Annotated in this window: 13 protein-coding genes; 12 read left to right on the top strand and 1 reads right to left on the bottom strand. The window is 42.3% G+C overall.

Features of this window, described 5'->3' with window-relative positions:
* The first annotated feature begins 227 nt into the window (after window positions 1-227).
* The 12 genes from gmk (at window position 228) to FQ085_RS01215 (ending at window position 12,505) form a co-directional block, all read left to right on the top strand.
* Window positions 228-848, top strand: coding sequence for a guanylate kinase (gene gmk / locus FQ085_RS01270; protein ID WP_058384902.1), 621 nt, complete (start codon window positions 228-230; stop codon window positions 846-848).
* Complete coding sequence (gene rpoZ / locus FQ085_RS01265; protein WP_058384903.1) at window positions 848-1,072, top strand: DNA-directed RNA polymerase subunit omega; 225 nt, start codon at window positions 848-850, stop codon at window positions 1,070-1,072. The genes gmk and rpoZ overlap by 1 nt, the downstream gene beginning before the upstream one ends.
* A gap of 74 nt (window positions 1,073-1,146) precedes the next feature.
* Window positions 1,147-2,352 (top strand): bifunctional phosphopantothenoylcysteine decarboxylase/phosphopantothenate--cysteine ligase CoaBC, encoded by a 1,206-nt coding sequence (gene coaBC / locus FQ085_RS01260; RefSeq protein ID WP_058384904.1) that lies wholly within the window; start codon window positions 1,147-1,149, stop codon window positions 2,350-2,352.
* A complete protein-coding gene (gene priA / locus FQ085_RS01255; protein ID WP_058384905.1) occupies window positions 2,342-4,738 on the top strand; it encodes a primosomal protein N' in 2,397 nt (798 codons plus the stop codon). Before coaBC ends, priA begins: the two co-directional genes overlap by 11 nt.
* Before the next feature lie 19 nt (window positions 4,739-4,757).
* The gene (def, locus tag FQ085_RS01250; RefSeq protein WP_058384906.1) at window positions 4,758-5,267 is read left to right on the top strand and encodes a peptide deformylase; all 510 of its coding nucleotides are present in this window, start codon (window positions 4,758-4,760) and stop codon (window positions 5,265-5,267) included.
* Window positions 5,264-6,196: a methionyl-tRNA formyltransferase gene (gene fmt / locus FQ085_RS01245; RefSeq protein WP_058384907.1), complete on the top strand. Its 933-nt coding sequence runs from the start codon at window positions 5,264-5,266 to the stop codon at window positions 6,194-6,196. Before def ends, fmt begins: the two co-directional genes overlap by 4 nt.
* On the top strand, window positions 6,193-7,545 hold the full coding sequence (gene rsmB / locus FQ085_RS01240) for a 16S rRNA (cytosine(967)-C(5))-methyltransferase RsmB (protein ID WP_149455743.1): 1,353 nt from the start codon (window positions 6,193-6,195) through the stop codon (window positions 7,543-7,545). The genes fmt and rsmB overlap by 4 nt, the downstream gene beginning before the upstream one ends.
* Before the next feature lie 21 nt (window positions 7,546-7,566).
* Window positions 7,567-8,316 carry a Stp1/IreP family PP2C-type Ser/Thr phosphatase gene (locus FQ085_RS01235; protein ID WP_058384909.1) on the top strand — a complete coding sequence of 250 codons (750 nt, stop codon included), beginning with the start codon at window positions 7,567-7,569 and terminating at the stop codon, window positions 8,314-8,316.
* A gap of 2 nt (window positions 8,317-8,318) precedes the next feature.
* Window positions 8,319-10,292 carry a Stk1 family PASTA domain-containing Ser/Thr kinase gene (pknB, locus tag FQ085_RS01230; protein ID WP_149455742.1) on the top strand — a complete coding sequence of 658 codons (1,974 nt, stop codon included), beginning with the start codon at window positions 8,319-8,321 and terminating at the stop codon, window positions 10,290-10,292.
* A 20-nt stretch (window positions 10,293-10,312) separates the two neighbouring features.
* On the top strand, window positions 10,313-11,209 hold the full coding sequence (rsgA, locus tag FQ085_RS01225; RefSeq protein ID WP_058384911.1) for a ribosome small subunit-dependent GTPase A: 897 nt from the start codon (window positions 10,313-10,315) through the stop codon (window positions 11,207-11,209).
* Window positions 11,202-11,867, top strand: a complete 666-nt coding sequence (gene rpe, locus FQ085_RS01220; protein WP_071153638.1) for a ribulose-phosphate 3-epimerase — start codon at window positions 11,202-11,204, stop codon at window positions 11,865-11,867. Before rsgA ends, rpe begins: the two co-directional genes overlap by 8 nt.
* Window positions 11,864-12,505: a thiamine diphosphokinase gene (locus tag FQ085_RS01215; protein ID WP_071153639.1), complete on the top strand. Its 642-nt coding sequence runs from the start codon at window positions 11,864-11,866 to the stop codon at window positions 12,503-12,505. The genes rpe and FQ085_RS01215 overlap by 4 nt, the downstream gene beginning before the upstream one ends.
* A 175-nt stretch (window positions 12,506-12,680) precedes the next feature.
* Here FQ085_RS01215 and rpmB read toward each other — a convergent pair whose 3' ends face one another.
* A complete protein-coding gene (gene rpmB, locus FQ085_RS01210) occupies window positions 12,681-12,869 on the bottom strand; it encodes a 50S ribosomal protein L28 (RefSeq protein WP_058384914.1) in 189 nt (62 codons plus the stop codon).
* Between the last annotated feature and the right edge of the window lie 45 nt (window positions 12,870-12,914).

Here is a 12,914-nt window from a genome sequence, read left to right as displayed (position 1 = left end):
TGGCGGCGAAGAGTTTGGTGAGAAACGCAACATTTCTTTTTGTTGATAATTGAAAGCATCTCCGGTCAGCCGAATGGTTTCCATTATCACACTAGACTCACACGTCGGCAAACTAACTGATCTGGGAATCGCGTAGCAAATAGCTATGGATGGGTTTCTATGGTGTTTGCCAAGACCGCGTTCCTGCGTTTAAGTAGAAAATGATGACGAGGTAAATGAGGGATAAAATGAGAAACCAACGTGGACTGCTGATCGTCCTATCAGGGCCTTCGGGTGTTGGCAAAGGCACGGTACGAAAAGAGCTGTTCTCACAGCCGGATACAAATTATGAATACTCTATCTCGATGACGACTAGGTCGCCTCGTGAAGGAGAAGTTGACGAAGAAGATTATTTCTTCAAGACAAAACGTGAATTTGAAAGATTGATTGAGCAAGATGAGTTGCTAGAGTACGCAGAATTTGTTGGGAACTATTACGGTACACCGCTTGCGTATGTTAACAAAATGCGCGATGCTGGCCGCGATGTGTTCCTAGAAATTGAAGTTCAAGGTGCAGCACAAGTACGCTCGAAAGTTCCAGATGGCTTGTTTATTTTCTTAGCACCACCAAGTTTATCAGAATTAGAAGAGCGACTTGTCGGACGTGGTACTGAATCGGATGAAGTGATTGCTTCTCGGTTGCAAGCCGCTCGTCAAGAGTTGGAAATGATGAACTTGTACGATTATGTTGTAGAAAACGATGAAGTTGAAAATGCCTGTGATCGAATCAATGCCATCATTATTGCAGAACATTGCAAGCGTGAGCGTGTTGAAAGAAGATACTTTGATATGCTAAAGGAGAATGTCTGATGTTATACCCATCCGTTGATAAACTAAAAAGCCGCATTGATTCAAAATACTCATTGGTGGCACTTGCTTCAAAACGTGCACGTCAATTGCACGAAAACGGTGATGAAAAACTAGATTCATACGTTTCAGTTAAATCGGTTGGAAAAGCGCTTGAAGAAGTAGCAGCTGGCGTTTTAACACAAGAAAAACAAGATGAATTCGCAATATATGAAGATGAAATTTAACCATTAATCGCAACAGACGACTCCCAGAGCAAATTTGTTCTTTGGGAGTTTGTTGTTTAGAAAGGGTGTTTCAGTTGGTGGAGAATCGTAAAATTCTATTATGTGTCAGCGGAGGAATCGCCGTTTATAAAGCGGTGGCACTTGTTAGTAAACTGTCTCAAGCCGGCGCTTCTGTAAAAGTGATGATGACAGAGTCAGCGCAGCAATTTGTGCAACCGCTAACTTTTCAGGTCATGTCGAGAAACGATGTCTACACGGATACGTTTGATGAAAAGGATTCTTCTGTCATTGCGCATATCGATCTTGCGGATTGGGCAGACCTGATTATTGTAGCGCCTGGCACTGCCAATGTTATCGGGAAATTGGCAAATGGCATCGGTGATGATATGGTGACAACGACTTTACTTGCTGCAACTGCACCTATTTGGATTGCACCAGCAATGAATGTCCATATGTATGACCATCCGGCAGTCAAACGCAATATCCAGCAGCTTCATGAAGACGGCATCCGTTTTATCGAGCCATCTGAAGGGTTTCTTGCCTGTGGATATGTTGGGAAAGGTCGTTTAGAAGAACCAGAAAAAATTACAGCATTGATCAACGATTATTTTTCAAGTGAATATATACTGGCTGGTAAAAAAGTAGTTGTAACAGCGGGACCAACTCGTGAACGAATTGATCCGGTTCGTTTTTTGACTAATTTCTCCAGCGGAAAAATGGGCTATGCTATGGCTGCAGCAGCAGCTGAGATGGGTGCTGAAACAATCTTGATTAGTGGTCCGGTTTCATTACCAGTACCGAGTGGCGTAACAAGAATTCTAGTGGAAAGCGCTGAAGACATGTTGCAGGCAGTAGCAGCTCAATACGAGACGGCAAATTATGTCGTTAAAACAGCAGCAGTTGCCGATTATAGACCACAAGCAATTGCCAATCAAAAAATAAAAAAACAACAAGGCAATTCAACCCTTGTTCTAGAACGAACAGTTGATATTCTTCAACATCTTGGTCAGCATAAAACCAATCAAATATTGATTGGTTTTGCAGCTGAAACCAATAATGTAAGTCAATATGCTAAAGACAAGCTAGCGCGTAAAAATGCAGATTACATGATCGCCAATGATGTAACAGAAGTCCAAGCAGGGTTTGAATCGGATACGAATCGAGTTACGATTTATGGGAAAAATGACTTTGAGCAAATTTTTGATATGATGCCCAAGCAGCAATTGGCACGCCAATTGTTTAAGCTGATTACGGATAGAGAAGAATCGCATGATAGCTGAAGTTATCGTAGACGTTGCTGCACATCCAATCGACCGGCCTTTTGACTATGCCATCCCAACCGAAGTGGAAGTTTTGGCAGAGCCAGGGATGCGTGTGAAAGTACCGTTCGGCAACCGTAAAGTGCTAGGATTCATTACGAAAATTAAGTCGTCCTCAGAATTTGATCCGAAACGTCTAAAACCCATCCATGAGCTAATGGACGTAGTACCTGTATTAAATGAAGAATTATTAAAAATGGCACAGTGGATGAAGCAACAAACGGTATGTTTTGAAATTGATGCGCTGCAAGTTATGGTACCGGCAGCCTTGCGTGCAAAATACGAAAAACGCTTTGTGCTGAATGCAGCGCTTGAAGAAATTGCGCCTCCTTTACGCCCTTATTTTGAAAGCCGACCATTCATTCGATTGCAAGATGCAGTCGATGTCTACGGACTGTTAAAAAAAGAAATGGAAAAAGGGACCATTATAGCCGATACGGACATTCAGCAGCAAACTGCTGTAAAAAAGGTGCGAATGGTTCATATCTCAAGTAGTTTAGAAGCATTAGAAGCTTTAAACATTCGCGCAAATGCAAAACAACAAGTAAAGCTAATGGAGTATTTCCTGAAAAATGCAGGACGGGCCATCGAATCTTCTCAACTGCAAAAAGAAGCCGGGGTTACCTTGCCAACTATTTATAGTTTGGTTGAAAAAGGCGCAGCTCAGATTTCCAATATGGAATCTTACCGCGATCCAATGCTGTTAACGGCAATTGAACAGAAATCTTTCTTGAAATTGACTCGAGCGCAGCAAGCTGCTTTTGATCTGATTGATAGCGCATTGAATACACCCAAAACCTTCCTATTGCACGGTATTACGGGAAGTGGGAAAACAGAGATTTACTTACAGACAATTGACAAAGTGCTTAAGCAAGGCAAAGAAGCAATTATGCTCGTACCAGAAATTTCACTGACGCCTCAAATGACCATTCGTTTTAAAGAACGATTTGGCGATCAAGTTGCAGTTCTTCATAGTGGCTTGTCGGCTGGTGAAAAATACGACGAATGGCGTAAAATCCAACGAGCTGAAGTGAAAGTAGTTGTCGGGGCGCGTTCGGCTATTTTTGCGCCGTTTCAGAACTTGGGTCTAATTATCCTCGATGAAGAGCACGAATCAAGCTATAAGCAAGACGATTCCCCGCGCTATCATGCAAGAGACATGGCAATTTGGCGCAGTGAGTATCATAATTGTCCGGTTATTTTGGGCAGTGCGACACCTTCACTCGAATCATACGCGCGCGCACAAAAAGGCGTCTATGAATTATTAGTGCTGGAAAAACGTGCAAAAAATCAACCTTTGCCTGAAGTTCATATTGTCGACATGCGTGAAGAATTGCGGAATGGCAATCGTTCCATGTTCTCTGTACAATTGGCGGACGCTATTCGTGATCGTTTAGAGAAAAAACAGCAAACTGTGCTGTTTCTTAACAAACGCGGCTATTCATCGTTCGTACTATGCCGTGATTGTGGTACGGTCATGCAATGTCCAAATTGCGATATTTCACTAACGTATCATCGGTCAAGCGAAACGATGAGGTGCCATTATTGCGGCTATGACGAACGTGTACCGAAAACCTGTCCGGAATGTGAAAGTGAGCATATCCGGTTTTTTGGAACCGGTACACAGAAAGTCGAAGAAGAGTTAGCAAAAGTAGTGCCGCAAGCTCGAGTTTTACGAATGGACGTTGATACGACACGTACGAAAGGCGCACATGAAAAAATTCTTTCAGCATTTGGCGAAGGCAAAGCAGATATTTTGCTTGGCACTCAAATGATTGCCAAAGGACTGGACTTTCCCAACATCACATTAGTCGGTGTACTGTCAGCGGATACGACACTTCATTTGCCTGACTTTCGTGCGGCAGAAAAGACCTATCAATTATTAACGCAAGTTAGTGGTCGAGCAGGTCGTGACGTTCTTCCAGGTACTGTTTTTGTTCAGTCGTACACGCCAGAACATTACGCAATTACGTTAGCAAAAGATCAATTGTACGAACCTTTTTACGAGCAAGAAATGGCGATGCGCAGAACAAGCGGTTACCCGCCGTATTATTATGTTGTCAATATCCAGTTTACGCATGAGGATTTAATGACAGTCGCCGAATATGCAGAACAAGCAGTCCGTTATTTGAAGAGTCAGTTGTCCCCTGGAACCTTGATCATCGGACCTTCAGCTTCGCTAATTGCTCGTGTCAACAATAGATATCGCTATCAATGTTTGATAAAATACAAAAAAGAACCGAAACTGACCGATACGATGCAGCAGTTGATCAAAATGCACCGCGCGGAGTGGCTAAAAAAAGGTGCTACTTTGTCGATTGATATGAACCCGACATCGGTCATGTAAGAGAAAAGAGGAAATGAATATGTCAATCAGACCTGTTATAAAACACCCTAACGAAGTATTAGAGAAAAAATGTATAGCTGTAACTACTTTTGATAAGAACTTAGCGATTCTTTTAGATGACATGCACGACACAATGGTTGAATCAGATGGCGTCGGAATCGCTGCTCCTCAAGTAGGCATCGCAGTCCGAGCGGCCATTGTCGATTTTCGTGAAGGTCAAGAACCGATTGAAATGATTAACCCAGAATTGGTGCTGTTTGAAGGCGCTGAAACGGATATCGAAGGATGCTTAAGTTTTCCAGGGATTTTCGGAGAAGTGGAACGCTACGACCACATAAAAATTAAAGCACAAGAACGTGACGGCTCTTGGTACGAATTAGAGGCAGAAGGCTACGAAGCTCGTGCAATTCAACACGAAATGGATCATTTAGATGGTATCTTGTTTACTAACAAAATCACCAAATATGTTACACAAGAAGAATTAGATGAAATGATTCGTCAGCAAGAAGCAGAGGAGGAACAGGTTTGACCAAAATTGTCTTTATGGGAACTCCGGCTTTTTCAGCACCAATATTACGTATGCTGGTCGAAGAAGGCTACGATGTAATTTCAGTAGTCACGCAACCTGATCGACCAGTGGGACGTAAAAAAATAATGACACCAACACCTGTAAAAGAAGAGGCGTTGCGTCTTGGCTTACCCGTATATCAACCAGAAAAACTGAAAAACAAAGATGAACTGCAACAGGTGTTAGATTTACAAGCAGACTTAATCGTCACCGCAGCATTTGGACAAATTTTACCAAGTGAACTATTAGAAGCCCCAAAGTATGGCGCAATCAATGTGCATGCTTCTTTACTGCCAGCATACCGTGGTGGTGCTCCGATTCATCAAGCCATTATAGATGGTCAGTCTGAAACGGGTGTGACAATCATGTATATGGTTGACCGACTAGATGCAGGCGACATCATCTCGCAAGTAACTGTGTCAATCGAAGAACAAGATCATACCGGTAGTATGTTCGATAAATTGAGTGTTGCAGGGCGTGACTTGTTACAACAAACGTTACCATCGATAATTGCTGGGACCAATAATCGTATTCCACAAGATGATCAGGCCGTTACTTATGCACGCAATATTTCGCGCGAACAAGAACAAATCGATTGGTCGAAATCGGCTACAGCGATTTACAACCAAGTACGCGGTTTACACCCGTGGCCGGTCGCGTATACAAGTGTTAATGGAGCTACTATGAAAATCTGGTGGACAGAAAAAACTTCGTCAAACGCAAAAGGCCGTACGGGTCAAGTAGTCGGCTTAACCGAAGATTCGATTTTGGTGCAGACGGGTGAAGGTGTTTTGGCAATTACTGAGTTGCAACCAGCTGGAAAAAAACGCATGACAGCAAAAGATTATTTAAAAGGACTTAACATCCAGGTAGGAGATTTATTCCAATGAAAAATAAAAAACTTCAAGGCAATGTCCGAGATGCTGCGTTTTCGATTCTTTGGGCTGTTGAAAACAAGCAAGCTTACAGTAACCTATTGCTTCATCAAACTATCGAAAGCTACGGCATCGCAGCTAAAAATAGGGGCTTACTGACAGAAATTACGTACGGTACGTTGCAACACCAAATGACATTGGACTATTATTTAGAGCCTTACTTAAAAGGAAAAATTGAGCCATGGGTCAAAACTTTGTTGAGACTGTCTTTGTATCAAATTGTTTATTTAGATCGAATTCCTGCACACGCCGTCGTTCACGAAGCAGTTGAAATTGCTAAACGTCGCGGGCACGGGGGAGTTGCGTCTGTCATCAACGGCGTATTGCGCTCAGTGCAGCGAAACGGAGTTCGCTCATTCAATACAATCAGCGACCCATTCGAAAAAATCTCCATCGAAACAAGTCATCCCGAATGGATGATTAGACGCTGGGCAGAGCAATTCGGTTTAGAAAAAACACGTGAAATGGCGTTAGAGAATAACAAAACACCAGCACAAACAGTGCGTGTTAACACAGCTCGTGCTTCGGTTGACGAAGTGATTGAAATGCTTCAGTCAGAAGAATTAGAAGCTGTACCGAGCAAACTGATTCCGGAATGTTTAATCGTTACAAATGGCCAACCTGCGAGAACGGCAACATTTGAAAAAGGTTTTATTACGATTCAAGATGAAAGTTCTATGCTTCCAGCTTACGCCTTGCAAGTTGAACCAGGTATGACAGTTCTAGATATGTGTGCAGCACCGGGTGGGAAAACGACTCATATCGCTGAAAAAATGAACAATAGCGGGACTTTGTACGCGCTTGATTTGCATCAGCACAAAGTAAAGCTAATTGATGAAAATGCTACAAGACTGGGTCACACTGTTATTGAAACAATAGTAGGTGATGGCAAGCAAAGTGTCGAACGTTTTGGCGAAGAGCAATTTGACCGTGTTCTCGTGGATGCACCTTGTAGTGGATTAGGTGTTATTAAGCGCAAACCTGATATTAAGTACACAAAAAAAGAAGCGGACTTTGCGCGGTTACAAGAAATTCAACTCGAATTGCTGGACCAAGCAGCTCGTTTATTAAAAGAGAATGGCATTTTGGTTTATAGCACCTGCACAGTAGATGCTGTTGAAAACAGAGGGACAGCTGAACGGTTTTTGAAAGAACATCCTGAAATGGAGAAGGTTCAGGCAGCTTTGCCAGCAACAATGGGCATTAAACATACAGGTTTTGTTCAAGTGTTTCCGCAGGATTATGGAAGCGATGGTTTTTTCATTGCAGCTTTCAAAAAGACACAAAAGACAGCAATAGCTTAAAGAGAATCGGGGTGTCGTAATTTGTTTCAGTATGTGGTTGAGAGCGATACAGGTAAAATTCGCGTCGTGAACGAAGACAGTGTTGCAGTACTTAAGCGACCAAGTGGACTAATGTTGGCGATCGTAGCAGACGGTATGGGCGGTCACAAGGCTGGTGACGTTGCTAGTCAAATGACTGTCGATCAGTTGAGTCACTACTTTTTAGAAGATGACGACACAGCGTTTTTGACACTAGATAGCAAAAAGGAATGGCTTTCAGGAAGAATCGATACGATTAATCGTGTGGTGTTTGACCACTCGGTAGCGAATCAAGAATGTAAAGGCATGGGCACGACATTAATCGCCGCGCTAATTGAAGGCGATGAAGGTGTTTTATGTCATATTGGTGACAGCCGTGCGTATCTAATTAACGAGACGATACAGCAAATTACAAGAGATCACTCTTACGTTAACGTACTTGTAGACAGCGGTGAAATTACTCAAGAAGAAGCGGAAGCGCATCCAAAGAAAAATTGGATCGTTCGGGCACTTGGTACTGAATCGGGGATTGAAAGAGAGTTAATCGATTTTTCATTTGCAGATGCTTCGTACCTATTAATTTGTTCAGACGGCTTGAGCAATAAAATTCCGAAAGAAGAACTTGCCTCCATCGTTCGTGCTACGGCTCCTTTATCCCAAAAGGGCCAGGAGCTAGTAAATTTGGCCAACGATCTAGGAGGAGAAGATAATATTTCGTTAATTCTTCTGTCCTCTGTGGATGAGGAGGTGTAACTATGTTGATTGGAAAAAGTATCAACGGCCGCTATAAGATCAAGGAATTGATCGGTGGCGGTGGGATGTCCAATGTATATTTAGCACATGACATGATTTTGGATCGGGATATCGCCATCAAGATTTTGCGTTATGATTTCTCTAATGAAGAAGAATTACGTCGGCGCTTTCAAAGAGAAGCCTTGTCTACGACTAGTTTGGCACATCCCAATATCGTGAACATTTTTGATGTGGGCGAAGATGAGTCAATTCATTACTTAGTCATGGAATACGTTCCAGGAAAAACCTTGAAAGAATACATAATCGAACATTCACCAGTAGCTCCTGAGCGTGCTGTTGAGATTATGAGGCAATTGGCGTCGGCTTTGGCGCATGCCCACCACAACCAAATCGTCCATCGGGACATTAAGCCGCAAAATATTTTGATGGACGCAGAAGGCAATGTAAAAATATCCGATTTCGGAATTGCAATGGCGTTAAGTGCAACATCCTATACGCAAACAAATTCGGTACTAGGAACCGTCCATTATTTGTCGCCAGAACAGGCACGAGGTGGTACAGCCAATAAGAAATCCGATATCTATTCACTCGGAATTGTGATGTACGAATTAATTACTGGTAAGTTACCATTTTCAGGCGAGTCAGCTGTTTCTATTGCATTAAAGCATCTACAAACAGAAACACCTTCACTGCGTGACACGGTTCCTTCTTTGCCACAAAGCTTGGAAAATGTCGTCTTAAAAGCAACTGCTAAAAATGTGCAACATCGTTATCAATCTGCTGACGAAATGGAAGCAGATCTCGCGACTGTATTGTTGCCAGAGCGACTAAACGAACCAACATTCGTCGTGCCAGTGGACCAAGATGAAACACGTGCCATGCCAGCAATTAAAGACCCGGCAGCTTATGGTAGCGAGGCAAACACAAAAACAATGCCGCTACCTATTAAAGAAGTAGAAGAACAACAAAAAGCTCCTATCAAAAAGAAGAAAAAGAAATGGCCGTGGATTATTGGGGTGTTGTCTTTCTTATTACTAGCTGGTCTGGTGCAAGCAATCGCATTTCCTGGACTGTTTGAGCCGCGACAAGTAGCAGTACCTGATGTTTCAGAAATGGAACGCACCGAAGCGGTAGAAGAGCTACAAGCAGCTGGCTTTGTTATAGGCGATGAAACCGAAGGGTATTCAGAAGAAATAGCAGAAAATCATGTGATTCGAACAATTCCAGAAGCTGGGAAAATGAGGGACCGTGAAACCAAAGTTCAGTTATTTGTTAGTATTGGGAAAGAAAAAGTTGAAATGGCCGATTTTATCGGCAACACGCTAGAAGAAGCCACAAAAGCTCTAAACGACAAAGAGTTTGCTTCAGTAAAACCTACTGAAGAATTTTCTGAAGAACCGGTTGGGACCATTTTGAGTCAACAACCAGCAGCTGGTGAAGAAGTGATTGTCAGTGAAACGGATGTTGAGTTTATAGTGAGTAAAGGTGAAGACCTTCGAAATGTAGAAGATTTAGCTGGATTTACAGAAGCAAATTTGAACGACTATGCTCGGTCTTCAGGGTTTAATATCCGTATTGTTTCAGAACAAGCATCAGATGCAGTAGAAGCTGGGAAAGTCATGTCTCAAAGCCCAGCAGCTGGAGGACAACTCGTAGCGGGTGGGACGATTGAAGTGACATTATCAGCAGGCGAAGCAGAACAGCCACTGAAGACTTACATTCACACGGCAGAAATTCCGTATGAACCGGCCCAGCCTGCTGCTGAAGGTGAAGACCCGGTCAAACAGACCATTCAAGTTTATATTCAAGACAATACACATACAATGGTAGAGCCATTTGAGGAGTTTACCATTACTGAAGATCAATCTCATCGCATTGAGTTGCAAATTGCAGAAGGTCAAAGTGCCTCTTACCGAATTGTTCGTGATTCCACAATTATTTTAGAAGAAACCTTTGATTATTCAACTGTAGAATAGCCAATGAAAGGAGTGAAACAATGCCGAAAGGTCAAATCAGAAAAGCATTAAGCGGATTTTATTATGTATTAGACGAGGATGGTGAACGTTACACTCAATGCCGTGGACGAGGAGTTTTTCGCAATCGCCAAATAACACCTTTAGTTGGAGATTACGTCGACTATAAAGCAGATAATGAGTTGGAAGGCACAATTTTACATGTCCATGAACGGAAAAATGAATTGGTACGTCCACCAATTACCAATGTTGACCAAGCAATCTTGGTATTTTCAGCAAAACAACCTGATTTTCATCCATTACTGTTAGATCGCTTTTTAACCGCTATTGAATCACATTCGATTCAACCCATTATTTGTTTAACGAAAATGGATTTGTTAAAGCCAGAAGAACACGCAAAAATCCAATCTTATATTGAAGATTACGAAAAAATCGGTTATGAAGTGATTCCGACGTTCATAGACGATCCGCATTTAAAAGACCGGTTGATGCCGGTTCTTGAAGGCAAAATTAGTGTGTTAGCAGGACAATCTGGAGTTGGAAAATCAACGATGCTCAATACGATTTTGCCGTCGCTAGAATTAAAGACGGACGATATTTCCAAAGCGTTAAACCGAGGCAAACATACAACGCGCCACGTGGAGTTGATCGCCGTTAATAATGGTTTACTAGCTGATACGCCTGGTTTTAGTTCGTTTGACTTTGAAACGATGGAGCGGGAAGAATTGTCTGCGTGCTTCCCTGAATTTGCGGTACGTTCTAACGCATGCAAGTTCCGAGAATGCTTACACATGAATGAACCGAAGTGTGCGATTAAAGCGGCAGTTGAAGCGAAAGAAATTCCAGCATATCGCTACAAGCATTACTTGAAGTTTTTAGAAGAAATTATGAGTCGAAAGCCGAGGTATTCAAATGATTAAAATTGCACCGTCTATTTTAGCAGCAGATTTCGCAAAACTTGGAGAAGAAGTGTTAGAAGTAGAAAAAGCAGGAGCAGATTGGATTCATGTGGATGTTATGGATGGTCATTTTGTGCCGAACATTTCATTTGGAGCAGTCGTCTTAAATGCTATTAAGCCGTTGACTAAATTACCAATGGATGTTCATTTGATGATTGAAAATCCAGATCTTTATATTGAAGAATTTGCAAAAGCGGGAGCTGACTATATTACGGTACATGTAGAAGCATGCCCTCACTTGCACCGGACAATTCAGTTGATTCGCTCGTTTGGTGTTAAACCGGGAGTCGTGTTAAATCCACATACGCCGGTTGAAACCATTCAACACATTCTTGAAGACATCGATCTCGTGTTGTTTATGACAGTCAATCCTGGATTTGGTGGTCAAAAATTCATTCATTCGGTAGTGCCAAAAGTTAAACAATTGGCTGATATAATCAAAGAAAAAGGCTTATCCATCGACATTGAAATTGATGGAGGCATCAATGAAGAAACAATCGTGCCTTGTGCACAAGCAGGTGCAACTGTCTTTGTGGCAGGTTCCGCTATTTATAGCAAAAATGACCGCACACAAGCTCTTCAAGCAATCAAGAAAGCAGGAGAAGAGGCGATTTCTTGAACATCGTTTTAATCGCAGGAGGTCCGGCAGATGAACTGCCGGATTTTTCTTTATTTCCAGAAGCTTTGTATATAGGCGTCGATTCAGGAACACTTACATTGCTCGCCAAAAAAATTCAACCCATTTCGGCTGTCGGTGATTTCGACTCGGTAAGCGTTAAAGAGTACGAACAAATACGGATCGCTTTGCCTGAGTTGTCACGTTCTCCGTCTGAAAAAGATCAGTCTGATACAGAACTCGGACTTGAGGCGGCAATGGGCTATCATCCAAATCTTGTCATAATTTCGGGAGTAACAGGAGGCCGACTCGATCATTACATGAGCGTTTTGCACGTTTTGTTCAAGTATCAACAGCAATTTCCGAAAACTCGCTTTGTGTTGTTGAACAATCAAAACCGGCTCCGTTTTTTAAGTCCTGGGACTCATCGCATTGAAAAAGATCAGCGTTTCCGTTACGTGTCGTTTTATCCGTTTGCAGAGGAAGTTAAAGGCTTGACGTTAACGGGTTTTAAATATCCTGTAACGGATGAAGACATTTCTTTTGGAACGACACGCTTCGTCAGCAATGAACTTTTTAATGTTGGAAGTGTAACAATCAACAGCGGTTATTGTCTGATGATAGAAAGTTCAGATGCTTAGGGATGGAGTAAACTTTCGACAGAACTACTTATACAGTTTCTCAAATAAAATAGACGGAGAAAAGAATATACCTTTTCTCCGTCTATTTTACTGCTAGTGTAAAGGTGTTTTACCTATGGTAGAAAACGAAAAAATGCCAGGCTGATTAGATCAGCCTGGCATTATCCATGAGCGATTATACGCGCTCAACTTTACCTGATTTCATTGCTCTCGCAGAAACCCATACACGTTTCGGTTTACCGTTTACAAGGATACGAACTTTTTGAAGGTTTGCTCCCCATGTACGTTTTGTCGAATTCATTGCGTGCGAACGGGCATTTCCCGCGCGAGCTTTACGTCCACTAACTGCACATACTTTAGGCATGTAAGTCCCTCCTCACAAGTGAAGCTGAAAATTATGATAGAATTT

It is taken from the genome of Planococcus sp. ANT_H30 (genome assembly GCF_008369335.1).
GTDB classification, from domain to species: Bacteria; Bacillota; Bacilli; order Bacillales_A; family Planococcaceae; genus Planococcus; species Planococcus kocurii.
The sequence above is the reverse complement of the archived record's forward strand: the minus strand, read 5'-3'. Positions and strand labels throughout refer to the sequence as shown.

What these genes read in the sequence shown, in the direction of transcription:
- gmk (WP_058384902.1), top strand. Translation starts at nt 228, where the DNA reads ATGAGAAACCAACGTGGACTGCTGATCGTCCTATCAGGGCCTTCGGGT.
- rpoZ (WP_058384903.1), top strand. Translation starts at nt 848, where the DNA reads ATGTTATACCCATCCGTTGATAAACTAAAAAGCCGCATTGATTCAAAA.
- priA (WP_058384905.1), top strand. Translation starts at nt 2,342, where the DNA reads ATGATAGCTGAAGTTATCGTAGACGTTGCTGCACATCCAATCGACCGG.
- def (WP_058384906.1), top strand. Translation starts at nt 4,758, where the DNA reads ATGTCAATCAGACCTGTTATAAAACACCCTAACGAAGTATTAGAGAAA.
- rsmB (WP_149455743.1), top strand. Translation starts at nt 6,193, where the DNA reads ATGAAAAATAAAAAACTTCAAGGCAATGTCCGAGATGCTGCGTTTTCG.
- pknB (WP_149455742.1), top strand. Translation starts at nt 8,319, where the DNA reads ATGTTGATTGGAAAAAGTATCAACGGCCGCTATAAGATCAAGGAATTG.
- rsgA (WP_058384911.1), top strand. Translation starts at nt 10,313, where the DNA reads ATGCCGAAAGGTCAAATCAGAAAAGCATTAAGCGGATTTTATTATGTA.
- rpe (WP_071153638.1), top strand. Translation starts at nt 11,202, where the DNA reads ATGATTAAAATTGCACCGTCTATTTTAGCAGCAGATTTCGCAAAACTT.
- rpmB (WP_058384914.1), bottom strand. Translation starts at nt 12,869, where the DNA reads ATGCCTAAAGTATGTGCAGTTAGTGGACGTAAAGCTCGCGCGGGAAAT.